General features: G+C 38.1%; 29 protein-coding genes. 23 read left to right on the top strand and 6 right to left on the bottom strand.

What is annotated here, in order from left to right; all coding sequences use genetic code 11:
• Positions 1-121 precede the first annotated feature (121 nt).
• From POF52_RS21350 to POF52_RS21340, 3 genes are all read left to right on the top strand, one after another.
• A complete protein-coding gene (locus POF52_RS21350) occupies positions 122-610 on the top strand; it encodes an immunity protein YezG family protein (RefSeq protein ID WP_271994692.1) in 489 nt (162 codons plus the stop codon).
• A gap of 247 nt (positions 611-857) precedes the next feature.
• Positions 858-1,352: a hypothetical protein gene (locus tag POF52_RS21345; protein WP_271994691.1), complete on the top strand. Its 495-nt coding sequence runs from the start codon at positions 858-860 to the stop codon at positions 1,350-1,352.
• Positions 1,353-1,475: 123 nt separating this feature from the next.
• On the top strand, positions 1,476-1,655 hold the full coding sequence (locus tag POF52_RS21340; RefSeq protein ID WP_271994690.1) for a hypothetical protein: 180 nt from the start codon (positions 1,476-1,478) through the stop codon (positions 1,653-1,655).
• Between the two features lie 39 nt (positions 1,656-1,694).
• Here the strand turns inward: POF52_RS21340 and POF52_RS21335 are convergent, their stop codons facing one another.
• Entirely contained in the window at positions 1,695-3,089 is a 1,395-nt protein-coding gene (locus POF52_RS21335) for an APC family permease (RefSeq protein ID WP_271994688.1), read from the bottom strand.
• Between the two features lie 41 nt (positions 3,090-3,130).
• The gene (locus tag POF52_RS21330) at positions 3,131-3,901 is read right to left on the bottom strand and encodes a carbon-nitrogen hydrolase family protein (protein WP_271994686.1); all 771 of its coding nucleotides are present in this window, start codon (positions 3,899-3,901) and stop codon (positions 3,131-3,133) included.
• Positions 3,902-4,143: 242 nt separating this feature from the next.
• Between POF52_RS21330 and POF52_RS21325 the strand changes: the two genes are divergently transcribed.
• Entirely contained in the window at positions 4,144-5,403 is a 1,260-nt protein-coding gene (locus tag POF52_RS21325) for a sigma-54 interaction domain-containing protein (RefSeq protein ID WP_271994684.1), read from the top strand.
• A gap of 12 nt (positions 5,404-5,415) precedes the next feature.
• Positions 5,416-6,210 (top strand): carbon-nitrogen hydrolase family protein, encoded by a 795-nt coding sequence (locus POF52_RS21320; RefSeq protein WP_176585366.1) that lies wholly within the window; start codon positions 5,416-5,418, stop codon positions 6,208-6,210.
• Between the two features lie 26 nt (positions 6,211-6,236).
• On the opposite strand, the gene POF52_RS21315 is transcribed toward POF52_RS21320, so the two are convergent.
• On the bottom strand, positions 6,237-7,106 hold the full coding sequence (locus tag POF52_RS21315; protein WP_271994682.1) for a glycerophosphodiester phosphodiesterase: 870 nt from the start codon (positions 7,104-7,106) through the stop codon (positions 6,237-6,239).
• A gap of 268 nt (positions 7,107-7,374) precedes the next feature.
• Between POF52_RS21315 and POF52_RS21310 the strand changes: the two genes are divergently transcribed.
• The 4 genes from POF52_RS21310 to POF52_RS21295 all read left to right on the top strand — a co-directional run bounded on the left by POF52_RS21310 (position 7,375) and on the right by POF52_RS21295 (position 10,211).
• Positions 7,375-8,094 (top strand): endonuclease V, encoded by a 720-nt coding sequence (locus POF52_RS21310; RefSeq protein WP_271994680.1) that lies wholly within the window; start codon positions 7,375-7,377, stop codon positions 8,092-8,094.
• Between the two features lie 94 nt (positions 8,095-8,188).
• A complete protein-coding gene (locus POF52_RS21305; protein WP_271994678.1) occupies positions 8,189-8,782 on the top strand; it encodes a DedA family protein in 594 nt (197 codons plus the stop codon).
• Positions 8,783-8,916: 134 nt separating this feature from the next.
• A complete protein-coding gene (locus POF52_RS21300; RefSeq protein ID WP_014459792.1) occupies positions 8,917-9,201 on the top strand; it encodes a DUF3219 family protein in 285 nt (94 codons plus the stop codon).
• Between the two features lie 14 nt (positions 9,202-9,215).
• Entirely contained in the window at positions 9,216-10,211 is a 996-nt protein-coding gene (locus POF52_RS21295; RefSeq protein ID WP_271994675.1) for an LLM class flavin-dependent oxidoreductase, read from the top strand.
• A gap of 17 nt (positions 10,212-10,228) precedes the next feature.
• On the opposite strand, the gene POF52_RS21290 is transcribed toward POF52_RS21295, so the two are convergent.
• Positions 10,229-11,143, bottom strand: coding sequence for an aminoglycoside phosphotransferase family protein (locus POF52_RS21290; protein WP_271994673.1), 915 nt, complete (start codon positions 11,141-11,143; stop codon positions 10,229-10,231).
• Between the two features lie 92 nt (positions 11,144-11,235).
• Between POF52_RS21290 and POF52_RS21285 the strand changes: the two genes are divergently transcribed.
• A complete protein-coding gene (locus POF52_RS21285) occupies positions 11,236-11,433 on the top strand; it encodes a hypothetical protein (protein ID WP_028408267.1) in 198 nt (65 codons plus the stop codon).
• Positions 11,434-11,563: 130 nt separating this feature from the next.
• Complete coding sequence (locus tag POF52_RS21280; protein WP_043982969.1) at positions 11,564-11,977, top strand: GNAT family N-acetyltransferase; 414 nt, start codon at positions 11,564-11,566, stop codon at positions 11,975-11,977.
• A gap of 40 nt (positions 11,978-12,017) precedes the next feature.
• Here POF52_RS21280 and POF52_RS21275 read toward each other — a convergent pair whose 3' ends face one another.
• Positions 12,018-13,604, bottom strand: a complete 1,587-nt coding sequence (locus tag POF52_RS21275; protein ID WP_271994667.1) for a glycosyltransferase family 39 protein — start codon at positions 13,602-13,604, stop codon at positions 12,018-12,020.
• Between the two features lie 154 nt (positions 13,605-13,758).
• On the bottom strand, positions 13,759-14,295 hold the full coding sequence (locus POF52_RS21270) for an IseA DL-endopeptidase inhibitor family protein (RefSeq protein WP_334314410.1): 537 nt from the start codon (positions 14,293-14,295) through the stop codon (positions 13,759-13,761).
• A gap of 291 nt (positions 14,296-14,586) precedes the next feature.
• On the opposite strand from POF52_RS21270, the gene POF52_RS21265 reads away from it, so the two are divergent.
• The 12 genes from POF52_RS21265 (at position 14,587) to POF52_RS21210 (ending at position 26,946) form a co-directional block, all read left to right on the top strand.
• Positions 14,587-14,709, top strand: coding sequence for a hypothetical protein (locus POF52_RS21265; protein WP_013057357.1), 123 nt, complete (start codon positions 14,587-14,589; stop codon positions 14,707-14,709).
• Positions 14,710-15,008: 299 nt separating this feature from the next.
• Complete coding sequence (locus POF52_RS21260) at positions 15,009-16,244, top strand: Zn-dependent hydrolase (protein WP_271994662.1); 1,236 nt, start codon at positions 15,009-15,011, stop codon at positions 16,242-16,244.
• 149 nt (positions 16,245-16,393) lie between these two features.
• Positions 16,394-17,050: a response regulator gene (locus tag POF52_RS21255; RefSeq protein WP_373692950.1), complete on the top strand. Its 657-nt coding sequence runs from the start codon at positions 16,394-16,396 to the stop codon at positions 17,048-17,050.
• Between the two features lie 4 nt (positions 17,051-17,054).
• The gene (locus tag POF52_RS21250; RefSeq protein ID WP_271994659.1) at positions 17,055-18,176 is read left to right on the top strand and encodes a sensor histidine kinase; all 1,122 of its coding nucleotides are present in this window, start codon (positions 17,055-17,057) and stop codon (positions 18,174-18,176) included.
• 101 nt (positions 18,177-18,277) lie between these two features.
• Complete coding sequence (locus tag POF52_RS21245; protein WP_016764400.1) at positions 18,278-19,216, top strand: ABC transporter ATP-binding protein; 939 nt, start codon at positions 18,278-18,280, stop codon at positions 19,214-19,216.
• 19 nt (positions 19,217-19,235) lie between these two features.
• On the top strand, positions 19,236-20,342 hold the full coding sequence (locus tag POF52_RS21240) for an ABC transporter permease (RefSeq protein WP_271994657.1): 1,107 nt from the start codon (positions 19,236-19,238) through the stop codon (positions 20,340-20,342).
• A gap of 1 nt (position 20,343) precedes the next feature.
• The gene (locus tag POF52_RS21235; RefSeq protein ID WP_271994655.1) at positions 20,344-21,492 is read left to right on the top strand and encodes an ABC transporter permease; all 1,149 of its coding nucleotides are present in this window, start codon (positions 20,344-20,346) and stop codon (positions 21,490-21,492) included.
• A 245-nt stretch (positions 21,493-21,737) separates the two neighbouring features.
• A complete protein-coding gene (locus POF52_RS21230) occupies positions 21,738-22,928 on the top strand; it encodes an iron-containing alcohol dehydrogenase (protein WP_271994653.1) in 1,191 nt (396 codons plus the stop codon).
• Between the two features lie 45 nt (positions 22,929-22,973).
• The gene (locus POF52_RS21225; RefSeq protein ID WP_013083445.1) at positions 22,974-24,407 is read left to right on the top strand and encodes a GntP family permease; all 1,434 of its coding nucleotides are present in this window, start codon (positions 22,974-22,976) and stop codon (positions 24,405-24,407) included.
• A gap of 336 nt (positions 24,408-24,743) precedes the next feature.
• Entirely contained in the window at positions 24,744-25,070 is a 327-nt protein-coding gene (locus POF52_RS21220; protein ID WP_271994651.1) for an IDEAL domain-containing protein, read from the top strand.
• A 120-nt stretch (positions 25,071-25,190) separates the two neighbouring features.
• Positions 25,191-25,754 carry a DJ-1/PfpI family protein gene (locus POF52_RS21215; RefSeq protein ID WP_271994649.1) on the top strand — a complete coding sequence of 188 codons (564 nt, stop codon included), beginning with the start codon at positions 25,191-25,193 and terminating at the stop codon, positions 25,752-25,754.
• Positions 25,755-25,833: 79 nt separating this feature from the next.
• A complete protein-coding gene (locus POF52_RS21210; RefSeq protein ID WP_271994647.1) occupies positions 25,834-26,946 on the top strand; it encodes a CdaR family transcriptional regulator in 1,113 nt (370 codons plus the stop codon).
• Positions 26,947-26,971: the final 25 nt, after the last annotated feature.

Below are 26,971 nucleotides of genomic sequence, written 5' to 3'. Positions count from 1 at the left end.
TTTCCTGTTAAAAATGGCATTCAATACGCCCTATCAAATTTAGAATAGAGTATCAAATTGAAGGTGAAGAACTAGGGATAGTAACACTTAAAAACCAGAAAGGAGGATAAAATTTATGCACATGGAAAGCCAGTTACAGGAATTGTATCAAGAAATAGCAGAAACAGTTAACAATATGATTCCAGAAGACTGGGAGAAATTTTATTTTTATGCACAGGTATCAGAAGATGGAGGAGGAACGTATTTCTTTTATAATCAGCCTTCGAATAAAAAAACGTATCATTATAGCTTAGATATTACAGAAAGATTTGTTGTTTCTGAATTAGAATTCTATGAACAAGAAGATAAACTTTTGGACCTTAGTAGTAAAGTGAGAGAAGTGTTTGAAGAACATAATCAGGATTTGTGGTATTCCTTTACAATGAGCCTTGATAGAGAAGGAGAATTCTCAGTATCTTTTGATTATACAAATTGGTTTCAAACAGATTATGGTTTTTTAGCGCAGCTCAAACTTTGGAAGTACAAATATTTAAATGAAGTACCAATAGATGAAAAAACTAAAGATTTAATAGAGCACTATTTAAAAGAATATCCACATAATCCTATTTGAATCATTAGAAGAATTCTGGAAGGGGTTTCAGAAGGCTAAAGAAATCTCTCTGATACTATAAACTGGTGAAGAAGCCGTATGAACAAAAATATCTTAGGAGGTTTCTATGGATAATAAGGAAAAAGCAGTTAAAGCCTATGATTTCATTAAGAATGGTGATACAGAACAAGCAAAAGAGAGTGCTTAAAGATTAATTAAATCGTATATAACAGGTCACAAGGCTAATAAAAGCAAGGAGGTCCATCTCATGCTAGAACCCATATATGCTGAAAACGTAATTGTCGGAGTGATATATAAAAAGCAGTTTCAATGGTATGTAACCGATCGAGAGCTATGGTATTTGGATTATGTAAAGTTTGCACAAGCTTTTGAAAATGAAGGTGATTTAGCGGTTGATGAATATATTGAACCTGAACGAAAAGGAATCGAGGTTCTTAGCAGTGAAAATGCTGAGCTTTTTTTAAAACGTATAGAGTCGTATAAAGCAGATTCGTCAACTCTTTTAAAGTTGTTTGAAGATAAAATAGAAAGCGTAGATGAAGAAGATGTATTAGACTTTAGCCCTTCGTTTTTGGCGGACTTTGATCAAAAGACGTTCTACTCACTGTTTCCTGAGCCGGCTTCATTTGAAGAATATGTTCCAAGCGATTGGAAAGGAACGTATGAAGACTTTACAGCTTTGGTTCCGGAAATAGAAAAGTATTGGGTGAATAAGGACGGAGAAAGTTTATTTGAGGTGTGAAGACAAAAAGAAGCGTTGGTTTTAGAAAAAGTGAAAAAAGAACCATTAATCAACATGTTTGATTAGTGGTTCGTTTTTTTTGATGGTGAACGTAGGTTTTATCTATTTAATTCCTTCTAGCAGTTGATTGGAGGACAAGACCAAGACTCCTGCAGGAAAAGCGGGATAGATGAGACCCCGCAGGAGCGCAAGCGACGAGGAGGCTCAGCGCCCGCCCGCGGAAAGCGAAGTCTTGCACGGAAATCAACTGCCGTGTCACAAGCGGTTCAGATCATGTATCCCATTTGTTCGTCTTTAAATTGAATTCATTTCGTTATGTTTCAACCTCTTTTTTAAAAAAATTTACAATGTCTTTTCAGCAGCTTTTTGATGTGCAAGAGAGGAAGATTTCGTTATTTCCTCTTCATCGAAATCCATTTCTGGAGGAGAAAGCTTAAATCCTTTTGTAAGAAAAGTTAAGTAAACAAGTCCTATGGCAGTCCAGATGCTTCCTAGCACTAAGGCGTGTTTATCCAGATTAATAAAGAGATAGAAATCAAGGGCTGCTCCGATAGCTGGTATAAGAAAGTAGAGAAGAAAACGATTCTTTTTTTCATTTTTTAACTTGAAGTAATAGTGAAAAATGACCGATAGATTTACAAAAATAAATGTTAAAAACGCTCCAAAGTTAATAAATGAAGTAGAGGTACTTACATCAAGCTTAACGGCCAGTAATGAAATGCCTCCTATGAATAAAATATTCAATAGGGGTGTTTTCGACTTTCGATGAAGATAACCAAATATCTTAGCGGGAAGTACGCCGTCTCTTCCCATTGCAAATAATAAACGGGCTCCGCTTGTTTGAGCAGATAAGCCAGATGCGAATTGAGCAATAATTAATCCAGCTAGAAAAATAGAGCTAAATAAATTGCCGCCGATCTGTACGGCAATTTCAAATGCTGCTGAATCAATATTTTTAAAAGATGTATAGTCAGGATGAACAAGCTGTAGAAAGTAAGAAGCTCCAATAAAAATGATGCCTCCAATTAATGTAATAAGAAAGATAGCTTTTGGCATGGTTTTTTCAGGATTAATGGTTTCTTCAGATAGAGTTGTAACAGCATCAAATCCTAAAAAAGAATAACAAGCAATGGAAGCGCCAGCGGCTACAAACGAAAATGTAAAATGCTCGTTCAAGAATGGGTTAAAGCTAAAGAGTGCAAAAGGTGATGAGCCTTTTATAAGGTATATAATGCTTAGTGAAATAAAAATACCGACTACGAGCAATTGAAAAATCATCATTAATGTATTGACGCTCGCCGCTGCTTTTAAGCCAATCATGTTGATAACAGTTGTAATAAAAATAAAGGCTAGTACAAATGTCCAAAGAGGAATGTTAGGAAAAGCTGTATGTAAATAAACAGCTCCGATAAGCCAAATAACCATAGGAAGAAACAGGTAGTCTAGTAAAACAGCCCATCCAATCATAAATCCGACATATGGATTTATGGATTTTCTTGTATACGTATAAGCAGACCCTGCAATAGGAAAAGCTTTAGTCATTTTACCGTAGCTATAAGCCGTAAATAGCATAGCAGCTAAAGCCACTATATAAGCAGTGGAAACTAGTCCATGGGTGGTTTCAGCCAACAAGCCATAAATACCAAATACAATCATTGGTGTCATATAAGCAAGTCCAAACAAAACAATATGTGACAACTTCAAAGTTGGAACTGCTTGGTTTCTTTTTGTTTCCATCTTTGCGCCTCCCTTAAAAATTGTTTTTAATCTTCTTATATCTATTTGTACAAATCCGCTCTTCTGTGCATAAGGTAATTAAGCTTCTGATCTTTTGATTCCTCTAAAGAAATAGCTACTGTTGAGATTTGTTCCTTGCTACCCATTTTTAGAAGAACTTTTCCTTTACTGTTGACGACTGCGCTATGTCCAAAAAAGAATGTATCTTCTTCAGAGCCTATTCGATTGCATAGAGCAATTGGAAGTTCATTTTCCATAGCACGGCTTTTTAAATAAGTTATTTGATAATCTTCGTAAGGGCTCATGTTAGCAAGCGGGATGATGAGTAAATCCGCTCCTTTTATTTTTAAAGTTCGGGCCACTTCAGGGAATTCAAGGTCATAGCAAATCATTAAGCCAATGTTTCCGAATTTGGTTTTGAAAACAGGTAAAGTGTTGCCTGGGCGGAAGATTTCAGCTTCCCTGTCAAAAAGATGTGTTTTTTGATACGTACCAATTACAGTTCCGGTATCATCTATAAGAGCGGATGTAATATGATAATGCCCGTTAGCTGTTACTTCAGGAAAAGATATAACGGCGTGGATGCTGTGATCCCTGCAGCTTTGTTGGAAAAGCTGTAAGCTTTCACCACTGACGAATTCAGCTAGCTCCTCAATATCATCCCAAATAAAATAACCTGTTAAACAAAGTTCTGGAAAGACAATAAGGTCAGCCTCTTCGCTTGCAGCTTGCTTGATACATTCATTTATTTTCCGAATGTTTTCTTTTTTATTGCCTAGTACAGGACAAAACTGAGCAATTGTAATATTCACTGTAAAGTACCTCCTCATAATCGTTTTCACTATAAATACAAGCAAGAAGTGTGCCAACGTATTTTTTCAGTCAATTCTGATTTTTAATCTTTAAAAAGATGAATTTTTTCATTATACTAATAGGGAGGAAAAGAAAATAAGTCATATTCTGCTTATATAGTTATTTGGAAAGCTAAGATGATGATTTTTATCATCGATGATGCGATTTTTCATTAGAAACAATCGAAAGGAGGAAATGGATAATGAGGAATTCTTCAATAGGTACCTGCGAATCAATAGTAGTCATCATAGATCATGAAGGACGCATTGATACGGTATCTATCAATAATAAACAAACCAGTCACTTATCGTTGTTTCAAGAAAATATGTTATTTGGAGAAGTTCAGTGGAAAAAGGTCTTTACTGCTGCTCCAAGTGATTCTACTCAGTTATTAAGCACCTATGAGGGAAGAACCTATCTGTTTACTCTTCATCTTGTCCAAGCGAACTCTTACATAAATCAAATCGTGACATTAGCGAATATATCTCAAAGCATGTTTAACCCTTATTCCAATGAAGAACAGCATAAAACTGATGAGTTGATTATGGAATCATCTGCTATGAAACGAATTGGTAAAATTATTGAAACAATTGCTCATGTAGGCTCCACTGTTCTTCTACTAGGTGAATCGGGAGTAGGCAAAAGTCAAATTGCTAAATTTATTCATAGTACTAGTACACGTTCAACGCAGCCTTTTATTTCTGTTAATTGTGGTGCTATTCCAGAGAGTTTAATCGAATCAGAGCTATTTGGGTATGAAGAAGGAACTTTTACAGGCGGAAAAAAAGGAGGAAAGGTTGGCTTATTTGAAGCTGCTCATAAGGGAACAATTTTTCTAGACGAAATTGCGGAATTTCCTTTAAACCTACAAGCAAAACTGCTAGGTGTTTTGCAAGAAAACGCGGTGCGAAAAGTAGGAAGTACAGAGGAAAAGAAAGTAGATGTACGAGTAATTGCTGCAACAAATAAAAATCTACAGGAACTTGTTGAGAAAAAATTATTTCGTGAAGATTTGTTCTATAGGCTTAATGTCGTACCGCTCACTATTCCACCTCTTAGAGAGCGAGAAAAGGACATACATATCTTAATTGATCATTTTCTGTTTAAATATAATACAAAATATCATCTTCGAAAAGAAATTAACGATGAAGTAAAACAAGAGCTTATCCAATATAAATGGCCAGGAAACATAAGGGAATTGGAAAACACGATAGAAAGAATTGTCGTCACAAATATGACTGAAAAAGAAGTGCTAGAAGAAAAAAATATACGTGAAAACAGTTGGTCATTTTCTCCTAAAGTACCAATGTCTTTGAAAGAAGCTAAAAGACAAGTGGAAAAAGAATTAATTTTAAAAGCTTACGGTGAATACAAAAGTACTTACAAAGTAGCAGAAGTATTGCAGGTTGATCAGTCTACTATTTCAAAAAAGTTAAAAGTATACAAAAAAGAAGGTTTTTAAAGAGGTGAAGGGATGCGTCTATTAAAAATTGCATTAGCCCAGCTTAGAAGCAATTTGCATGATAAAAATAAAAATTTAAAGAGAGTTTTTGGAACAATGGAAGCGGCTAAAGATCAAGGGGCGGATTTTGTGTTATTCCCTGAATTATTTTTGACTGGTTTTTTGTTAAATGAACAGGTGGAGGAATTAGCTGAATCAGTAGAAGGAGAGTTAATCACAAAAGTAAAAAAGTATGCTAAAGAATTACAAATAGGAGTTATTCTTGGTTTTCCAGAAAGACACCGCTTTAAAATATATAATTCCGCTGTATTTATTAATAAGAAAGGTGAGATAGTAGGAACTTATCGTAAAATTCATCTTTTTGATCATGAAAATTTATATTTTACTTCTGGAGATAGTATACCGGTCTTTGATACACCTCAAGGAAAGTTTGGAGTGATGATTACATATGATATGGAATTTCCTGAAGTGGCGCGAATTCTAGCGTTAAAAGGAGCCGAAGTCGTCTTTGTTCTTTGTGCGAACATGATTCCTTACGAGCATCATCAGCACATTTATTTGAGGTCAAGAGCGTTAGAAAATCATATTTTTATTGCAGCTGCTAATAAAGTTGGATTAGAAGACGACTATGTCTATTTTGGTGAAAGTGAAGTTATTAATCCTAATGGGCACTGTGTGTTTAAATCTCTTAATAATGAGGATCTTGCGATTGTTGACATAGACCTATCGTCTTCAGCAAGTTCAAAGGAAATTTTGAACTATTTAGATAATCGAAAGTCAAATTTATACAGAAGAGAAGGGCTATAAGAGCTCTTTATTAAAGAAAGCTGCTATTATTTTTTTACACCAACTAAGCGAGCAGTGTGACTCGCGGAGCTTGCGTGAATGGTTTTCCCTATTTTTGTTGATGTTTGCACCCAATTCACTTCATCAGGATAATTCGTAATCACTCCGTCGCTTTTTGTTTTCCACAAAAATGAAGCAGGAAGCCGCTTGGTTCCAGACCACGGCGATATTTTCATTCCGGCAGAATGGACTTGGTGGATAAGAGCAGGCGTTAGGATGTCATAGGACGGGTTAAAGTAAGTGGCAAAGTCAGCAAATTGCTGAATTGAGTTTGGGTTTGTATCTCGCTGTGAAGAAGTTAGTATGCCTATAGGAACGTTTGGGAGAAGCTCATGCATTTTTTTCATGGATGAAACGTTAAAAGACTGAACGATAACGTGATCGAGCTTTCGCTTGTTGATTTCAATAGCTACTTTTTTTTCAATTCCAGGATAAAGTTCCGGAGCTTTTAATTCTATTAATATACCGATTTTTCCTTGAAATTCATCTAACACTTGTGAAAGAGTTGGAATTTTTTCATTCGCAAACGAATCGTCTTTCCAGCTTCCTGCGTCCAAGCGCTGAAGTTCCGCGTACGTTAACTCTCGAACGTGCCCGCTTCCGTTTGTCGTTCGGTCTACGGTACGGTCATGCATAATAACAAGTACACCGTCTTTGCTTTGCTGCACGTCAAGTTCAATGTAATCCGCATTCATTTCTAGCGCTTGGTGAAAAGCAGCCATTGTATTTTCAGGTGCGTAAGCGGAGGCTCCTCGGTGCGCGATATTTGTGAGTTTTTCTTCCTTGCGTGCAAAAGCAGAAGAGGCAATCGAACAGCATAACAAGGCGACTGCTAGACCAGCTAAATATTTTTTCATCACATTTCTCTCCTATGCGTTGGTATAGAAATAGCGTAACGAAAAAATGTGATGCTGATATAGAGAAAGTGTGTAGAAAGCGTTGACATTTCGTAAAGAAAAATAGGGATTTTTTCATGGTGATGTTTACAAAAAATGCGTAAATGAATAGAGATTTTAATCAAACGTTAAGGAAACAGCGCTATAATAAAAGGTGTGAAAAAAAGAATAGGAATTTCTTAGAAAATAGTTGTATAATAGGTGAGTCAGTCAATGAAAGGAATGGAACATGGATATTCAGTACATACATACGTTTACGATGCAAACGAAAGAGGAGTGCCGGACGCTTCAGCAAAAGCTAAAAGCACAAATTGATTTAACATCACGGGTCAAAATGACGCATATACATAACTGTGCTGGTGTTGATGTTGCGTATTGGGAAGAAAACGGCATATCTTACGGAGCTTGCAGCATTGTAGTGGTTGATTATCAGACGAAAAACGTTGTAGAAAAAGTGCACAGTGTAGGAGAAGTAACCGTTCCTTATCTTCCTGGATTCCTAGATTTTCGAGAGCTTCCTTTAATTCTTGAAGCAGCTAAAAAACTTCAAATAGAGCCCGACGTGTTTTTATTTGATGGCAATGGATATTTGCACTACGAGCACATGGGAGTAGCCACACATGCTTCGTTTTTTCTCAATAAACCTACCGTTGGAATTGGGAAAAGCTATTTGGAAATCAAGGGACATGATTACGTTATGCCTGAAGATACAGAGGGCGCTTATGAAGATATTGTGATTGATGGCGAAGTTTATGGTAGAGTAGTAAGGACAGCCAAAGGGGTAAAGCCTATTTTTCTGTCGTGCGGAAACTATATTGATTTGGACATGTCATATCAGCTTATGATGCATTTTATTGCAAAAGAAAGTAAGCTTCCAATTCCGGTCCGCCTAGCGGATCTGCATACGCATGAGCTGCGGAAAAGGTACCGGCAGTCAATAGGGAAGTAAGCTGTTCATAGTGAGTTCATAGTTTCCTTTTATACTGATGGTTGGAATATAGTAGTAGTGTAAAATTATTAAAGAATGAGTAAGGTGATTAAAGGTGAGTTCATTTGTTGCGAGTATTTTGGATTTTTTAACGAGCCTTGGCTATTTAGGTATTGCGCTCGGCTTAATGATTGAAATCATTCCAAGTGAAATTGTACTAGCTTACGGAGGGTATATGATTTCTCAAGGCATGATTAGTTTTCCTGGAGCAGTCATTGCCGGAATTATTGGCGGAACGATTGCACAGTGGTTTTTATATTGGATTGGAGCCTACGGAGGACGTCCGTTTCTTCAAAAATACGGCAAGTACTTATTCATTCATGATAAGCATATTGATCTTGCGGAAAACTGGTTTAATAAATACGGCGCGGGTGTTGTTTTCTCCGCTCGTTTTGTCCCGGTTGTTCGACATGCAATTTCGATTCCTGCAGGTATTGCTAAAATGCCGTTTTGGAAGTTTACGTCTTTAACCGTGTTAGCGATGATTCCTTGGTCGATTTTATTTATTTACTTAGGCGGAAAGCTAGGCGAGAACTGGGCGAACATTGAAGACGTAGCAAGCAAATATACGCTTCCGTTTGTGGTTGCGGCATTTGTGATTATTGTTCTTTATTTCGTATTCAAACGCACGCGTGCAAAGCGCATATAAGATCGTTTTTGGACTAAAAGCATGGCAAAAAGCCATGCTTTTTTTGCATGAGCAAAAACAAGCTCTTTTATTTGCTCATGACTTCTTCAAGTGCTATTATTTTTCATACGCACTAAAAAAGGAGACGATTTAACGTGGTACAAGAAATTGTATTAAATGATACGCCTATTCAAATTTACAGCTATGAACAAGAAATTGTAAAAGGCAAAACAAAAGTTTCAGTTGATTTTAAAGTAACAAGTGAGGAATACCATGATATTACTACACTTTTATATAAAGGTACTTTTCATGTAAATGTCCCGGAAGAAGATCTCGATTTCCAAGGAACGATTCATCAGTACTCCACGTCTTTTACCAATTTATATGAAAAAGGCCAGGTAGGGGATTTTTCATTAAGTTTAATTGAAGTGAACGAATAAGGAGCAGATGCGTGATGAAAGTAAGTATACTCGACCAATCGCCCGTTTCATCCCATCAGACCCCGGCGGAAGCGTTAGAAGCATCGATGCAGCTGGCCAAAGCGGGTGACAAGCTTGGCTATGAGCGCTACTGGATTGCAGAGCATCATGATTTGTCTGGACTTGCCTGTTCGGCTCCTGAAGTGATGCTTGGCTATATCGGCGCACAGACTAATAGAATTCGAATTGGATCGGGAGCGGTGCTGCTGCCTCACTACAAGCCGTATAAAGTAGCGGAAACGTATAACATGCTCGCCACGCTGTTTCCAGGGCGCGTTGATTTAGGGATTGGGCGCGCGCCGGGTGGATCGGCTGAAGCAACAAATGCGCTGTCGGATAATTTTTTACAGCAAGTATTTAAAATGCCTGAACTTGTTAAAGAGCTTCTTCAGTTTTTAGACGATAAATTTCCGGCTGAACATGAATACGCAAAGCTTTCAGCTTCGCCGCTGCCGTCTGTCTCTCCGGAACCTTGGCTGCTTGGCACAAGTAAAAAAAGTGCCGAGCTCGCCGCTAGAAACGGAATGGCCTATACATTTGGACAGTTTATGAGTGAACAAGACGGTTCAGCTATTATTGATCAGTACAAACAGGCATTTCAGCCAAGACGGACCGGTGATCAGCCCTATGCGATTGTCACTGTATCGGTCATTTGCGCTGAAACAACGGAGCAAGCCCATCGCATCGCAACGAGCTCACTCGTATGGAAAATTCAGCAGGATAAAATGGAAGCAAAAGGTGTGCCTTCTATTGAAGAAGCGGCCAGCTATCCGCTGACGGAAGAAGAAGAGAAAAAAATGAAGAAGATGAAAGAAGCTATGATTATCGGAAACCCGGAAGAAGTACACGTCCGTCTTCAAGAAGTTCAAGCACGCTACGGAGCGGATGAACTCATGCTTGTCACCATTACACACGATCCGGCTGACAGATTAAAATCATATGAGCTTGTCGCAGAGAAATGCAAAAAATAAGAGCCAAATGTCGGCTCTTATTTTTTATGCCCGTAATAGTACTCAAATAAGTGCTGAAATGCTTCTATAGCACGTAAAAAAGAAGCGGCGTCTTGGCGGTCCTCTATTAACCAGCACGTGGCTAGTACAGAATGAGCGTATCCCCACAGTAAAATGCGTTTTTTACTTACGTTCAGTTCTTTTACAAATATATTGATTCGATAGTCAATTGTCTCTGACACGTTTGTCTTAGGCAGATGATTTAAAAGAAAAGGGATAATTTCGTACTCTTTTTCTCCAATTAACCCTTTTGGATCAATTATTTTCCACGCCTCACCAGACTGTAAGATGTTATCATGATGCAAGTCGCCGTGAAGCAAAAAAAGCTGCTGAGAAGTGCGGTTTAATTCAGAGAAAACGGCTAGTGCGTGTTGAAGCGTTTCAGAAGAAAGAAAATCAATACCGCTTGGATACATTTGTGTATACTCTCGAAGCTGTTTCTCTCTTTTAACGGCTGTTTCGATAGTGGAGTCCGAGTGAGGCACGCGCCATAGAGATTTCATGAGCCTAGCAGCGATTAACGCAGCTTCTTCTTTAGTTGATAAAGAGGAAAGCGGCCATCCGGGAGATAGCTTTTCAAGCAGTAGAATGCCTTTTTCAGCATCGCTGTCCACTATTTTTACCGTGTTCTCACCAGCTAGTGCTGTCAGTGCTTCTTGCTCATGAAGCAGCTCTGAAGGCTCTACAAAGAGTTTTACAACTAGTTCGCTACCATCTGCTTTGCGCGCAGGGGCAACAAAGTGGTAAGAAAGAGGCAAGTGACTGTGAATGTTGATACGCCAGCGCTCTTCACAGTAGCGAATAAGCTGAGGAAAGTCAGTTAGCCACTTTTGACCTTTATGAGAGTGAAGGTGAGTAATCGTATCACAAAACGTTTGAGGCAACGTATGCATGCGTTTGTCTCCTTTGTTGTTTCCAATTTTTTCTGATAAACTCATCATATACGGTCTATATAGAATCTGTAAAGAAGGAGGAGATCCTACATATGAAGAAAAAGAAGGTGAAATCCCCTTGGGCTCTTGCGGGGTTCCCGGTTTATATCATTGGGTTTTCACTTTTACTTGCTGGAAGCGCACCGGAGTGGCTAGAAACGGTGAGTAAAATCATGATTGTTCTTGGAGTCATTTTGCTTATAATCGCAGGAATTGATCTTAAAAAACGAAAAAAATCAGTACAAGCCTAAAAAACTGCCGTTTGGCAGTTTTTTTATTTGGAGAAAGGATAACAAGATAACTAGATAAAAATGTTGAATTATTATTCTTTTTGATGTATAAATATAATATAGAAACAACGGTATTGAGAGGAGAATGAACGTGTCTTACGTAATAAAAAAAGAGGTTCCGTCATTTGAGCAGTTTGCAGCTTTGCATGAAGCGAGCGGATTACATAAAAGTAAAAAAGGCAATTATACAAAAGAACAGCTGTTTGAAGCCGCAGCCAACAGCTGGTTTAGAGTCGGTATTTACGACCATGAACAATTAATTGCATTTGGCCGTATGATTTCAGACGGAATTTACCAAGCGCTTATTTGCGACGTGATGGTAGATCCCACATACCAAAACAAAGGGCTTGGAAAGCAAATTATTCAAGAGCTGTTGACGAAATGCGAAGAAAGCGGAATTGAATCGATTCAGCTGTTTGCAGCAAAAGGAAAGCATCATTTTTATAAAAAATTAGGGTTTCAAGAAAGAGAAGAAGACGCGCCAGGCATGTCGCTTGTTATATAAAAAAGCTCAGTGATCAGTCATACTCACTGAGCTTTTTGTATTATGCAGTTTTTAAAACCGTACTTTTTTGAACTAAATTCCAAGCAACTTTTACTAAATAAACAACAAGCAAAACGTTTAGCATAGACGTAGCAAACATAGAAAACGGATAGGACGTACTGTTTTGCATATTGCTGTCACCGTATAAAACAAAAAAAGTGTTCATAAAAATACTGATGCTAAATCCAAGGGATAAATAAAGCAAGTTTTTGTCTTTCAAATAAATATAAGCAAGCAAAGCAAGAGCTGCTGCTGGAAATAAGTAGCGTTCATGCATGCTTGAAGAAAACGTAAATACCCCGGAAATTTGAATAAGTGCTGCAAGAGCCGCGTATTTAAAGCTGCGCCCTTTTATATAAATAAGCCATGAAAAAACAGTTGTTGCGACGATAAAAATAAGTCCCCACGTATGATAGCTGAAAAACAGCAGCGTTGCAGAGCTGTCTTTATAGTTTGCGCCTATTAAACTAAAAAAGTTATAGGCGTTAACAGAAGCATACGGGTACTCTCCAATGGTGGATGAAAATAAATCAATAATCCACGTTGGACTTTTTCCTGCTGAAAAAGGCAATAAAATCACCCCAGCAGTGAAAGCAGCAGTGAAAGCAATCCCGAAGAAATGCTTCAGTTGCTTCAGGCGAATGAGCTCGAAAAACAAAATAGGCAGGATAATAATCGCCTGCGGCTTCATTAAGACCGCTGCTGTAAAAATAACGGCCGACGCATAAATTCTTTTTTCCGTAATCATTACAATTGCTAGGACAATAAGCAAAGTGAAAAATGAATCGACTTGTCCCCAAAACGTTGAATTAACTAAAATGGCCGGGTTAAACAAATACCCCATTGCTAACAGATATGCAAAAGAAGGTGCCAAGTATTTACGAGCTAAACGATAGAGTAAATAAGATGTGACAACATCTGCTAAAATAGGCGGGATTTTAATCAACAGCGAAAAATACTGCTGAAAATCCGGTAAACTGCCAACTTTCCCAATGATAAACAAGATATAAATATAAAACGGCGGATAATCGCTTCCGCTTTTAGCATAGAAATTTGAAAAATGATTAGCCGCAACCGATGCCCAGTTTTTGAAAAGAGATGCATCCATATGAGAGCCTACCCACGGAATCAGCGCAATCCGGATAAATAGTCCAGTGCCAAGTAATGACCATAAAATAACGCGAGAATGCCCTATCGAATGATGCCATTTCTTTTTCTTTAATAATCCGTAAACGAAAGCTGCTGCTATAAAAAAGCCCACCGTATAAAGAGCTAGCGGCGTTTCATAGTCTTTATTAGCTCCTTGACTTCCGGCACCGTTATCCATAGATAAATTATGAAAAGGCGTTACGTGTTCTCCGGAATTGCTGGGTGAAGCAGGACCGTTTCCTGAAGGAAGACGATGATCCCTCGAATTATTATCAGGAGCAGATATACCATTAGTAATCTTTTTTAACTGATGACTTTCTTGAATCGAAAATAAATGTTCTTCTCCTTTATAGTGTGATAGTGAAACGATACTGAAAACAAATGCTAAAAGAAAAGCAGCCATTACGATAAAAGCCGTTCTTTTTTGTAGTATGTTCATATAAAATCCTCCGATGACAATGTATCGAATAAGTAGTAGTGTGTCTCCATACTATAAGGGGAGTTGGTGAAAATAAAGTGAAACTTCTTTAATAAAGAGAGGAGGAGAGAGCATAAAAAAACAAGGCCTTAGAAGACCTTGTTTTTTATATTGCTTATAGTACAGCATCAAACTTATTTACTTTCCACTGTGAACCAGATTTATAAAATGTAACGGTGCGTTTTACACTTCCTCCGTCAACTGTTGGAACCGTAAATTGATAAGAGCGGACATCGGCACGTTGATAAGTTAGTTTTGCTTTTGCTTTGTTCCACTCTAGCATGCTGAATCCGTCACCGACAGGACGAGCAAGCTTTCCGTTATATGTGATGTAGCGATAATTTGTTAATCCTTTTTGAATAGCACTGTTTGTAAAAGTTTCAGATAAGTAGCTTACTAGTTTGCTTTTTGTATTAAAATCTTGACAAAGATATGAGTACTGAGTGCCTTTATAATTAAATGTTTTTTGACTACATAAATTACCTTTAGATCCATGAAGTGCATTCCAGAAATGGTTGCTTGCGTTTGCTGCAATTTTTACCGCATTAGTCGTTGATAGATTTTGTGATGCTGCTTGAGCTGTAACTCCTGTGCTTAGTGAAAAGAAAAGAGCAAGTGATGCTAAGATTATTCCAAATTTTTTCATTTCCATTTCCCTCCTACTCATTCATTGAATATATGTAACATTCATGCTGTTAATATTACAATTGTTACATTTATATTACAATACTTCTTTAAAGAAATAAAGAGTATTTCTTATATATGTTTGAATTATTCCCGTATTTTCTTAAATAAAACGTAGAATTAAAAGAAAACATATAAACAGTATGTCAATTATGTGTCACATATTTCGTCGCTTTACAAGTTCGTATATAATAGGAATAAACCGACCAGTATGCTGATGTAGGTAAATAGGTCAGGCACAAAAGGAGAACGTAGATTAATGGGTGTTTCAGAAGTAACATCAGGAATTATTATTACCACTGCTGTAATTGCTATTGTGATTATTACAGTCGGTGTTTTAGCTACAATGATTGCGATTGCGAAGAAAGCAAATAAAAAGTAAGTATGTAGAGGAGAGTTAGTATAATAACTAATTCTCTTTTTTTTTTTTAAAACCTATCGCTATTTTTATAATAAAAATGCATAAATAACGCGTGCATTATTCATAGAAAAAAGCAGGAAATTTACGTTTTGAAGCTAATAGATACATAAGGCAAACTGCGCACTTTCATTATAAAAATAATGGAAGGGGTTCTAACAGACTTCAAGTGATATCGCCTATTTTATGTCATAATGAATGATATTCATTAACACAGCATCTTAGACACACTTTATAACCAAATAATGAGGAGAGTGGTTGAGTTGCAACGACAAAAAGTAGCAGTGAATGGAGAAAGGTTAAAAAATACGCTTGAACGATTTGCAGATTATGGACGAACACCTAATAACGGTGTAACCCGCCTAGCGCTGTCAGAAGAAGATCGCTTAGCAAGAGACTATTTTTGCTCATGCTGCCGGGACCTTGGAATGGATATTAAAATCGATGACCTTGGATGTATTTACGCCACGCTTGAAGGAATAGAAGATAAGCCTCCTATTGTAATTGGTTCACACATGGACAGCGTGAAAAAAGGCGGAAGATTTGACGGAATACTCGGTGTAGTTGCAGCATTAGAGTTAGTAAGAACGCTGGTTGAACATAATATTAAGCCGAAGGTGCCAATTATGATTGTTAACTTTACGAATGAAGAAGGAGCGCGTTTTGAGCCTTCCATGATGGCTTCAGGTATTTTATCGGGCAAATTTCAAAAAGACGTTATGATGAAGAAGACAGATGTTGACGGCGTGACGTTTGAGCAAGCCCTTCAATCATGCGGATATGAAGGCGATACGAGTAACCGTCTTACTGAAGCATCGGCATTTGTGGAATTACATATTGAGCAAGGTCCTATTTTAGAAAGAGAAGCCAAATCGATCGGTGTAGTGGAGTGTGTGCTCGGAATGGTATGCTATGAAATTGAAGTTACGGGGGAGTCAGATCACGCCGGGACGACGCCGATGGACATGCGGAAAGACGCGCTTTTTGCAACTAATAACTTGATTGCTGAAGCTCGTCATGAGCTCGGCAGATTAGATTCAAATTTAGTCTATACAATGGGGCGTATGAACGTACTGCCTAACATTCATACCGTTATTCCAAATAAAGTTATTTTTTCGCTTGAAGCGAGACATACGGATGAAGATGTCATTGCATCTGTGGAAAAAATTATTCAATTACTGCCTGATCAAGCGGAGCTGTTAGAAGGCTGCGAAGTGCGGGTGACCAAGCTTTGGGGTCGCGATACCGTGTGGTTTGATAAAACGGTTTGCGATGAAGTGGAAGAGTCGGTTCGTTCGCTTGGGTATTCCTACAAGCGAATGGTAAGCGGAGCTGGACATGATGCCCAGTTTTTAGCTAGCTATATTCCGACGGCTATGATTTTTATTCCGAGCGTAAACGGAAAAAGTCATTGTGAAGAAGAGTTCACTCCTTGGGAAGAATGTGAAAAAGGTGTAAATGTACTTTTAGAAACAGTGATCAAGTTAGCTCAGAAGTAATGGGATAAAAGAGTAAACCTGCGGAGGTTTGCTCTTTTTTAGTGCTTAGAAAGACTGCGAACTATCGCATTGAACTTTTGGTTTATTATGGATACAATAAATGAGAAGCATGCGGATGGATGTGAAAAAAGGATGTGAAAAAAAGTGAGATGTTCTCACTTACAGAAATGAAAATTACTATTATTATTGCAGATGATAATTCGTTTATTCGAGAAGGAATGAAAATTATCTTAAATACATACGAGGAATTCGACGTTGTCGCTACTTTAAAAGATGGTCAGGAAGCCGTTCAATATTGCAAGAATCATTCTGTTGATATTGCATTGTTAGATGTAAGAATGCCTGTTATGGACGGTGTAGAGGCTACAAAGCTTATTTCAGAGTCAACGAAAGCAAAGCCGCTTATTTTAACTACGTTTGATGACGATGAATATATAATTGATGCCGTAAAAAACGGAGCTAAAGGCTACTTGTTAAAAAATACAGAACCAGAGCGCATTCGAGACGCAATCAAAAGCGTGTTCAACGGACATACGGTTCTTCAAGATGTTGTGCTAGATAAGATTAAATCAAGTTTAAACGCTGCAACTGAGCGCGAGTCAAAAGCGGATATGACACAGTTTACAGAGCGCGAAACGAGCATTATGACGCTGATTGCCAAGGGGCTTTCAAATAAAGAAATTTCTAAAACACTTTTTATTTCAGAAGGTACCGTAGCAAACTATATTAGTTCGATTTTAAGTAAAACGGGACTTGAGCATCGCACTCAAATTGCTATTTATTACTTAACCGGTAAAGGGAAGTAGGGCTATGGAAGTCGGATTAATGATGACTAAGCTCATCCTTATACTGTTTTTGGCTATTACGTATATTCAGTCTAATTATGTCCACTCGATTTCAGCTATTGTGTTAGCACTGCTTCTTTACAGCTGTGTTAATATTGCAGCGTCCATTGTGAAAAAGAGCGCGTTCAAGCGCATGTTTATTGTTAGTTCAATTGTCCTTATTCTATATTGTGCGTATAAACTTCATCCTTTGTTTTTTCTTCTTTTGCCGCTAAACCTTTGTGAGCTTATTGGAGAATCAGTCGTGAAAAAATGGATGGTGGTGCTGCTTGTTTTGCTTCCAATACTGCTTGTTCCCTCTGATATTAGCGCGCTGTATGTGTTAGTCACTGCGTTTACTTTCTTTATTTATACAGGAGCAGCTCTCTATCAAAAGCGGACAATCAATTATGAACAAAAGCTCGATGAAATGAGAGTAAGTATGCAAAAGCTGCAAAAGCACGTGAATGAAAATAAAGAGTATGTGAGACAGTCTCAATATGCTTCAAAATTAGAAGAGCGAAATCGATTATCGCAGGAAATTCATGATAAGATTGGTCATTCAATGACAGGAGCGCTTATTCAAATGGAGGCAGCAAAGCATGTAATGAAGCAAGATGAAGAAAAAGCGCTGTCTCTTCTTCAAAATGCAATTACAATTTCGAAAGAAGGCATTGAAGAAATCAGGTTAACGTTAAAAAGTATAAAGCCTCCCGCTGAGCAAATAGGAATCAGCAGGCTTAAATTATTTATTGGTGAATTTGAGGCTAAACATAGTATTGCAATGCCTCTTGTATACAAAGGGAATTTGGAACTTATCACCCCTCTTCAGTGGAAAATTATCCATGAAAATATAACGGAAGCTATTACGAATGCCTTAAAATATGCAGAAGCAACGATGATTTCTATTGAGCTTCATGTACTAAATAAAATGGTTAAAGTCGAAGTCAAAGACAATGGAAAAGGGGCTCACTTGTTTCAAAAAGGCCTTGGCATAGCAGGAATGGAAGAGCGAGCTGCTTCCATTAACGGAACGGTGATCGTTGACGGGGCAAACGGGTTTTCTGTTACCACGCTGCTGCCGATAGGTGAGAAACTTCATACATAAATAATGAGATTTCTCATGGAGAAAAGGTGAACTTATGCACTGACGTAAGTTTGCCTTTTTTTCATAAAATAAGGATATACCAACACACTAGAGGTGAAATGATGAACGTATTATCAATTCAAAAGTTAACAAAGAAATTTGGAGATTTTATTGCGGTAGATAATTTGTCTTTACAAGTAGAAGAAGGAGATATATTCGGCTTTTTAGGAACAAACGGAGCAGGAAAAAGCACAACGATTCATATGGTAGCTAGTCTGCTTCAAAGCAACAGCGGCGATATTGAAGTACTTGGGAAAAATATAAAGAAACACCGAAATTTCGCAAAGATGAACATTGGAATTGTTCCGCAGGACTTAGCGATTTATGAAGATTTGACAGCCTATGAAAATGTGAAGTTTTTTGCAGGTCTCTACGGATTAAGAGGGTCACTTCTTAACGAACGAGTCGAAGAAGCTTTAGCGTTTGTAGGGCTTTTAGATAAACAAAAGGCGTATCCGAAAAGCTTTTCAGGAGGAATGAAAAGAAGGTTAAATATCGCATGCGCAATTGCTCATCGCCCCAAGCTTATCATTATGGATGAACCGACGGTTGGCATTGATCCTCAGTCCCGAAATTATATTTTAACATCTGTAAAAAAGCTAAATGAAATGGGAAGCACAATCATTTATACGAGTCACTATATGGAAGAAGTAGAAGAGGTATGTACAAAGATTGCGATTATTGATCACGGCAAAATTATTGCTGAAGGAACAAAAGAGCAGCTGAAAGCTATTATCACTGATACAAAAGATATTTGGATTGAAGTAAAAGAAGCGGACGATATAGATTGCAGCGGTCTAAAAGAAATTCCAGGCGTAACAGCCGTTACGTATGAAGATGGAATCATTAAAATTAATTCAAGCGCCGAAGTGAATAACTTGAACAAAGTCATTCATTATTTAATGACGCATCATATCGAAATTAAAGCAGTTAAAGAACAAGCCCCTAATTTAGAGACGGTCTTTCTCACGCTGACAGGGCGCAGTTTAAGAGATATATAAAAGAAAGGAGGAATAACGAATGAATATTATTGCAATTGCTTTGAAAGAAATGAAAAGTGATCTGCGAGATAAGCGTGCATTTATCTTTATGATTCTCTTTCCGCTGGCTCTTGTCCTTATTTTAGGAACAGCTTTGTCTCAAGCCTTTAATAACGATATGAAGATAGACGACAGTTATGTTCTCTATAAAATCGACACAAGTAATGAAGAATCTGCTGCTTTTAAGCAGTTTGCTGCCCATGCAGAAAAATCGGGCATTCACTTTAAAGCGCTGAAAAAAAACCAGGATGGAAAAAAAGAAGTAAAAGAACAGCGCTATACAGCTTATGTAGAAGTGAAAGACGGAGACATTCATCTCTACGGAAATGAAGAAAACAGCATTGAATTCAACATGGTCCAAGGTATGTTAAGCACTTTTGTGGATAAGTACAATGTGGCTATGGAAGTGGCCAAAGTAAACCCTCAGCAAGTGGATAATCTGCTCCGTGCGTCTAAGCATGACTATATTCAAGAAACATCTCTTCATTCTCAAAAACAGCCAAATTCAATAGACTACTACGCCATTTCAATGACAACTATGATTGTTTTGTACGGATCTATCTCAGCGAGTTATTTAATTAGAGGAGAGCGTATGCGAAATACAGCTAGTCGATTAGTAGCCGCGCCGGTTAAAACCGCTGAAATTTTTGTCGGAAAAATTTTAGGCACTGTTTTGGTTCACGCCATTTGTGTGTTAGTCGTCATTATGTCGACTAAATATTTTTTTGATGCCAACTGGGGAGATCATTTACTCTTAGTACTCGTAATGTTAGTATCCCAGATTCTTTTTGCCGTTAGCTTTGGATTAGGAGTTAGCTACCTTACGAAGACGGAAGCGGCGTCAAGAGCAATTATTATGGTTGTTATTCAAGTGTCGTGTATTGTGGGAGGAACCTATTTTCAAAATGGATCTGGAGAGGGATTCGTCAATGTATCACCTTTAACCTGGATGAATAATGGACTTATTAAATTGATTTATACAAATGATATCGGCGCTTCTCTTTCAGTTATCGGGTTGAACGTAGGCTTCTCTATTTTATTCCTGGGCATAGCAATTGTGCTTTTGAGAAAAAGAGAGGGGTTATAACATGAAAAATATCATGTGGCTTGTCACAAATATGCTAAGAAATATGCTGCTTAGAAACAAAAGGACGCTTGTGCTTGTTATTGGATTGCCTATTGCAGGGGTTTTAATGTCCATTCTTATTTATGGAAATGCAGGAGGGACTTCGGTGAATATCGGAGTTGTCAATCACGACTCAACGGATATTACAAAAGATACCGTTCAGTTTTTAAAAGGACTGCATAAAACAAATGTTAAAATGCTCACTGACAAAGAAGTGGATCATGAGATTACGTCAAAGAAAGTTGATGCGGTTATTACCTTTGAAAAAGGGTTTTCTGACAGCGTCAAAGCGAACAAACCAGATCATATTACAATCACTTCAATAAAAGGAGCAGAAGTAACGAGCTTTATTAAGTCTTATTTGTATCAATATATTGACAATATTTCTTCGCTGAATCAAGCTGCTGAAGGCGACGATGCGGCTTTTAAACAAATGTATGAGAATTATCAAAAAGCGCCATTCCACATCTCAACGCATGCCCTTGAAGACAAAGGAACCGATCAAAACATTGTCAAGCAGACAATTGGATATTTAATCATGTTTATGCTTTTTTCTGCGGTGAATTTATCGGCTCTTATCACAAAAGAAAAAGAGCAGCGAACGTATTTTAGACTGTTAGCTTCGCCAGTTAGCGCAAGGCAATACGTGATATCCAATGTTATTACAAATATGATTTTATTAACTCTGCAAGTAATGATTACACTTGTTTGTATTACGACTCTTTTTCACGTAGATATGAACATTCCCGTATGGCAGCTGTTTTTCATTTTAGTTTTGTTTGGTCTAGTAGCCATCGGCTTGTCTCTTGTAATTATCGCTTTTACAGAAAGTTCAAAAGCAGCGAATGGTCTTCAGACGCTTATCATCACGCCAACTTGTTTACTGTCCGGCTGCTTTTTCCCGCCTGAATTTATGCCGGATGTGATGCAGAAAATAGCCGACTTTCTTCCTCAAACGTGGGTATTAAGTACGTTAAAAAGTGTTCAACAAGGAGCTGATTTAAGCAGCCTATGGTTAAATATCAGCATTTTACTAGCTTTTGCACTTGTTTTTTTCCTGCTGTCCATTTATAAATTAAATCGAAATAATACTGTTCAAAAGTTTATTTAAATGGTAAAGTCAGAGAATACCTCTGGCTTTTTTTGTAATTTTTAAAAAGTTACAAAAAAAGATTGAAAAATATAAGATGAAATTTTAGAATGAAAGAGGAAAGGGGTATACAAAAAGAGAATAAATAGGGGAGAAAAACGAAGTTCATGTTGGTTTTTTGCACAAACAAATGAAATCGCTTACATAAGTCAGCATGAAAATACGGAAGGAGAGATTGTCAGCGAGATAACAAAGGGGGAAAAACAGTGGGAATTTATGAACTACTTGTACCACGCACGGTTTTATATGGAGAAGGATCATTTTCTAAAATTGGAGAACAGGCTGCACTGCTTGGGACAAAGGCATTGCTTATAAGTGATGACGTTATGGTGAAAGCAGGCAATGTAGAAACTTGCCGTCGTTACTTAGCAGAGACTGGCATGGACTGTGCCGTGTATACAGGCGTAAATTCAGAGCCGACAGATACTCATCTAGATGAAGCGCTTGTTATATGTAAAACGGAGCAGTGCGATGTGGTTATTGCCTTAGGGGGAGGCAGCTGTATCGATACTGGAAAAGCGGTTGCCATTATGATGACAAATGAAGGGCATCTACGAACGTATTTTCAAAATCAACAAGATTTTCAAGATAGTCCGCTTCCTTTGGTTGCCGTGCCTACAACTGCTGGAACAGGCTCAGAAGTGACGAAAGCGACGGTTATTACAGACACGGCGTACGATGTAAAAATGATGCTCGCAAGACCTCAATTATTGCCTGATACAGCCATTGTTGATCCGTTATTAACTCTATCATGTCCAAAACACGTAACGGCAGCTACAGGAATCGATGCACTCAGTCATGCAGTGGAAGCGTATTTGTCTAAAAAAGCACATCCTTTTACAGATTCACTTGCGCTTCAAGCAATTGAGTTAATCATGAAAAATATCCGTCTTGTGTATAGAAATGGAGAACATGTTCAAGCAAGAAACGAAATGGCCTATGCATCTATGCTGGCAGGAATTGCGTTTTCAAATTCATCTGTTGCTCTAGTGCACGGTATGTCAAGACCTATTGGCGCGTTATTCCATGTGCCGCACGGTATTTCTAATGCGATGCTCCTGCCTGCGGTTTTGGACTATACAAAAGAGGCTTCAATCGATCGTTTAGGTGAAATAGGACAAGCTCTTTTTCCGAACGTATCATATACAAAAAAAGAGGGAGCAGATGTGTTAATTGAAGCCATCAAGCAGCTTTGTATCGACTTAGAGATTCCTAATCTTCAATCGTGGGGCATTGATCGCCAGCTATTTTACGCGGCGGTTGAGAAAATGGCAGCGGATGCGATTCAAAGCGGAAGTCCTGCTAACCATCCTGTTGTACCGACGGCAGAAGAAATTATCCAGCTGTATTACACGTGCTATGAATATGAGTTTAAGTCTGCACTTTATAAAAAATAAGATAAATTCAAAACAAATTGAATGAGGGATGAAAGGGGAAACGTTATGGATTTGCTGATTATTTTGCTGTCTCTGGGGCTTTTAATGCTGGTTGCTTACCGCGGATTTTCAGTTATTTTGTTTGCTCCACTTTGTGCGCTACTAGCCGTTATTTTAACGGAGCCAAGCTATGCACTCCCGTTTTTCTCAAACGTTTTTATGGAGAAAATGGTTGGGTTTATTAAAAACTACTTCCCTGTCTTTCTATTAGGAGCAGTCTTCGGGAAGATGGTAGAAATGTCTGGAGTCGCTGAATCGATTGCGAAAACAATTGTTAAAGTAGTAGGAGCTAAACGCGCTATCTTGGCTATTGTTTTAATGGGAGCAATCTTAACCTACAGCGGCGTAAGTTTATTCGTTGTTGCGTTTGCAGTTTATCCGTTTGCGGCTAACTTATTCCGCGAAGCGAATATTCCAAAGCGATTAGTACCGGGAACGATTGCATTAGGAGCTATTTCGTTTACCATGGATGCACTTCCGGGTACACCGCAAATTCAAAACGTTATTCCAACGACTTTTTTTAAAACAGACATCTATGCTGCTCCGACACTGGGGATTATCGGATCGGTTATTGTCTTTAGCTTAGGTCTTTGGTATTTAGAAAGCCGAAGCAAAAAAGCAAGAAAAGCTGGAGAAGGCTACTACGGGTTTAATAATGAACTAGCGGCTGCTGCAGAGCTAGAAAAAGAGTCTGTACCTTCTACAGAACCTAAATATGAACCTAGCGTAGCAAGACAGATTCTTGCATTTGTTCCGCTTGTGCTTGTAGGGGTTGCGAACAAATTTTTTACTGTTTCTATTCCAAAGTGGTACCCAGATGGTTTTGATTTTGCCAAAATTGGTCTTGAAGCGTTCGGAAAAGTAGATTTAACCGCAGTTGTTGGTATTTGGTCAGTGGAATTGGCACTTGTTATTGGAATTATCACAACGATTGCGTATGACTGGAAGAGAGTGACCACCGGTTTCCAAGCTGGTCTTAACGCAAGTATTGGCGGAGCGCTTCTCGCTGCGATGAACACGGGAGCTGAGTATGGCTTTGGAGGCGTCATTTCATCTCTTCCTGGCTTTGCAACCGTTCGTGATGGTATTTCACATACCTTTACAAATCCGCTTGTCAATGGAGCCGTTACGACAAACATTTTAGCCGGTATTACAGGCTCTGCTTCTGGAGGTATGGGAATTGCGCTTAGTGCGATGGGAGATAAGTATGTAGAAGCTATTAATCAGTACAACATTCCTCCTGAAGTTATGCACAGAGTTGTAGCGATGGCATCAGGCGGTATGGATACGCTTCCTCATAATGGAGCCGTTATTACCCTGCTTGCTATTACCGGGTTAACCCACAAGCAGTCTTACCGAGATATTTTTGCCATCACTGTTATAAAAACACTTGCATGTTTCTTAATCATTGGAATCTACAGCTTAACTGGACTCGTATAACAAATAAAGAGGTTGAGTGTAGTTGAAGAAAAATCCGAACGATAAATCGTTCGGATTTTTTTATTGTTGTGATGAACATAGATTTCATGTATATAGGCGCTTTTAGCGGTTGATTGGAGCGGAGCCTTGCACGGAAATCAGCAGCGGTTTCACAAGGAATCTCTATCTCCTTTGTTCGTCTATAGGTTGCAGTGATTTAGCTGTATATCAAGCTTTTTGCTTTAAAACAGATTCTTTGACTTTCTAAACTGTAAGTATTATGATTACACTACTTTCTGCAGTACTATATGCCGTTACATTAATTCTTAGCATGTTTATGAAGAAAGGAGAATGACTGTGAAGCTATTTGAAGGAAATTTAAAAGTAGGCGACTGGGTCAAAGGAAAGTCTCGCGACGGTGAACTTATATACGGATATATTAAAACGATTAATCCATCTAAAAAAGCAGCACTAATCAACGTTGTAAAAAGTGATGATGAAAAAATGGTCGGCACAACCATTGGCATGATGGATGAAAAAATAGAGAAGCTGCCCCTTCAAAAAACGGCGCACGAAGAGCAGATTCTTTTATTGATTGATCTTGCGCTGTTAACGAAAGACAAGGCTTGGTTTGATGAATTAACAGCTGAATTAAAAAGATTACAAGATAAAAAGCAAGGCTGACATTCCTGATAAGGAATGAAGGCCCTGCTTTTTTTATTATTCATAGGGGAAAAGCAGGAATGGAAAGCCGCTTGCGAGAAGAAGTAAGTGACAATATTAAGAAAGAAAAGGTGATAAAAGATGAGTAAACGTGTCTTGATTTTAACAGGAGATGCCGTGGAGGCATTAGAAGTTTTTTATCCGTATTATCGCTGTTTAGAAGAAGATATTCAGTGTACCATTGCTTCTCCCGTGAAAAAGAAGCTTCAAACGGTTGTTCATGATTTCCTTCCAGAAATGGAAACATTCACAGAGAAAACGGGATATAAAATTGATTCTCACGCTTCTGTTGATGAAGTGGATCCCGCCGATTATGATGGACTTATTATTCCTGGAGGACGGGCGCCTGAATACATTCGAATGAACACAAAAGTTCAGGAAATTGCCGCGCATTTTTTAAAAGAAAATAAACCTTTAGGCGTTATTTGTCATGGTCAGCTCGTGTTAACGACGGTTAGAGAGTATCTGCAGGACAGAGAAGTGACAGCGTATCCTGCTTGCCGGCCGGAAGTAGAAGCGGCGGGTGCTGTATTTGTTGAACAGACGTTTCACGTAGACAGAAACCTAGTAACCGGGCAAGCTTGGCCGGATTTACCTAAATTTATGAAAGAGTTTTTTAACGTGCTAAAAAAAGCTGAAAAGTGAACGCATAATAAAAAAAGCGGGCTGAGAGAAAACAATTCTTTCAGCTCTTTTAATTGATGATAGGTGAGGTGTAAACAACGTGCAGCTAGTGTCTGAACTGTCGAAGAAAATTATAAAAGAAGTACAGCTTGTGATGAAAGAACATGTAATTGTAACGGATACACGCGGAATTATTATTGCGTCTACAGAAGAAAAGCGGGTTGGTTTTTTTCATGAAGGCGCGTGGAACGTGATGCAAAAAAAGGAAAAACTATATATCTCCAAAAAAGAAGCAGCATATTTAAAAGGAGTTAAGCCAGGAATTAATTTGCCTATCAGTTATCAAGGAGACATTATTGGCGTTATTGGTATTACAGGTATTCCAGAAACTGTTGAGCCTTTTGCAGACATTATTCGAAGATTAACAGAGCTAATTATTCGCGAGGCATATTACATAGAAACAAAGGAATGGGAAAATAAAGGAGTAGAAGCTTTTTTTCGTGAATGGATTTATAGCCAGCAAGTAGATGCAGAATTTATTGAACGAGGCCATATTTTAGGAGTACAAGTAGACAGTGCTTATTGCTGCACGCTGTTTCAAATTGATTCATCTCTTTCGAAAAAGAAGCAGCAGCAGGTACAAGAAATGATTCGCTACTGGTTTGAAAGTCATAAAGGTCAAGGAGATTATATCGCAAATTGGGGATACGATCGCTTGCTTTTACTTAAAGAGGCTGTAGGTGAAAAGGCAAGGCGAGGATTTAAAGAAGAATTAATAAAATGTCAGCAGTATATTCAAGCAAACAACCAAGTTATGATCACTATTGGTGTAGGAAAGCCAGCGGAGCAATTTAATTTGCATGCTTCATATGAAGAAGCGAAAAAAGCGCTTAAAGTGGCTTCAAAACGTCAAACCGTTGTTTTTTATGAGGAGCTGCTGATGGACATGATTTTAGAAGACGTTTCTGAACCTGTAAAAAAGGAATTCTTGAGTCGAGTGCTTTCTTCCATTCAAAAAGAAAAAGAGCTTCTCGAAACGCTGAAATGCTATTTAGCCAACGATCAATCGTTGAAAAAAACGGCGTTTGATTTACATATTCATATTAATACGCTTCATTACCGCTTGAAGCAAATGAAAGAACTAACAGACATTGATCCAAAAAGCGTAAAGGGTATCACGCTTTTTTACCTTGCGCTGTCTCTATTAGAGTAAGTGCGCCCTTCGTTAGATAAACATA

Origin of the sequence: Priestia sp. AB, assembly GCF_028369225.1 — a bacterium.
Taxonomy (GTDB): domain Bacteria; phylum Bacillota; class Bacilli; order Bacillales; family Bacillaceae_H; genus Priestia; species Priestia megaterium.
The sequence above is the reverse complement of the archived record's forward strand: the minus strand, read 5'-3'. Positions and strand labels throughout refer to the sequence as shown.

Coding starts and splice junctions, on each gene's coding strand:
- POF52_RS21350 (WP_271994692.1), top strand. CDS start 122: ATGGAAAGCCAGTTACAGGAATTGTATCAAGAAATAGCAGAAACAGTT.
- POF52_RS21345 (WP_271994691.1), top strand. CDS start 858: ATGCTAGAACCCATATATGCTGAAAACGTAATTGTCGGAGTGATATAT.
- POF52_RS21335 (WP_271994688.1), bottom strand. CDS start 3,089: ATGGAAACAAAAAGAAACCAAGCAGTTCCAACTTTGAAGTTGTCACAT.
- POF52_RS21325 (WP_271994684.1), top strand. CDS start 4,144: ATGAGGAATTCTTCAATAGGTACCTGCGAATCAATAGTAGTCATCATA.
- POF52_RS21320 (WP_176585366.1), top strand. CDS start 5,416: ATGCGTCTATTAAAAATTGCATTAGCCCAGCTTAGAAGCAATTTGCAT.
- POF52_RS21315 (WP_271994682.1), bottom strand. CDS start 7,106: ATGAAAAAATATTTAGCTGGTCTAGCAGTCGCCTTGTTATGCTGTTCG.
- POF52_RS21310 (WP_271994680.1), top strand. CDS start 7,375: ATGGATATTCAGTACATACATACGTTTACGATGCAAACGAAAGAGGAG.
- POF52_RS21295 (WP_271994675.1), top strand. CDS start 9,216: ATGAAAGTAAGTATACTCGACCAATCGCCCGTTTCATCCCATCAGACC.
- POF52_RS21290 (WP_271994673.1), bottom strand. CDS start 11,143: ATGCATACGTTGCCTCAAACGTTTTGTGATACGATTACTCACCTTCAC.
- POF52_RS21285 (WP_028408267.1), top strand. CDS start 11,236: ATGAAGAAAAAGAAGGTGAAATCCCCTTGGGCTCTTGCGGGGTTCCCG.
- POF52_RS21275 (WP_271994667.1), bottom strand. CDS start 13,604: ATGAACATACTACAAAAAAGAACGGCTTTTATCGTAATGGCTGCTTTT.
- POF52_RS21270 (WP_334314410.1), bottom strand. CDS start 14,295: ATGGAAATGAAAAAATTTGGAATAATCTTAGCATCACTTGCTCTTTTC.
- POF52_RS21265 (WP_013057357.1), top strand. CDS start 14,587: ATGGGTGTTTCAGAAGTAACATCAGGAATTATTATTACCACTGCTGTA.
- POF52_RS21255 (WP_373692950.1), top strand. CDS start 16,394: ATGTTCTCACTTACAGAAATGAAAATTACTATTATTATTGCAGATGAT.
- POF52_RS21250 (WP_271994659.1), top strand. CDS start 17,055: ATGGAAGTCGGATTAATGATGACTAAGCTCATCCTTATACTGTTTTTG.
- POF52_RS21245 (WP_016764400.1), top strand. CDS start 18,278: ATGAACGTATTATCAATTCAAAAGTTAACAAAGAAATTTGGAGATTTT.
- POF52_RS21240 (WP_271994657.1), top strand. CDS start 19,236: ATGAATATTATTGCAATTGCTTTGAAAGAAATGAAAAGTGATCTGCGA.
- POF52_RS21235 (WP_271994655.1), top strand. CDS start 20,344: ATGAAAAATATCATGTGGCTTGTCACAAATATGCTAAGAAATATGCTG.
- POF52_RS21225 (WP_013083445.1), top strand. CDS start 22,974: ATGGATTTGCTGATTATTTTGCTGTCTCTGGGGCTTTTAATGCTGGTT.
- POF52_RS21215 (WP_271994649.1), top strand. CDS start 25,191: ATGAGTAAACGTGTCTTGATTTTAACAGGAGATGCCGTGGAGGCATTA.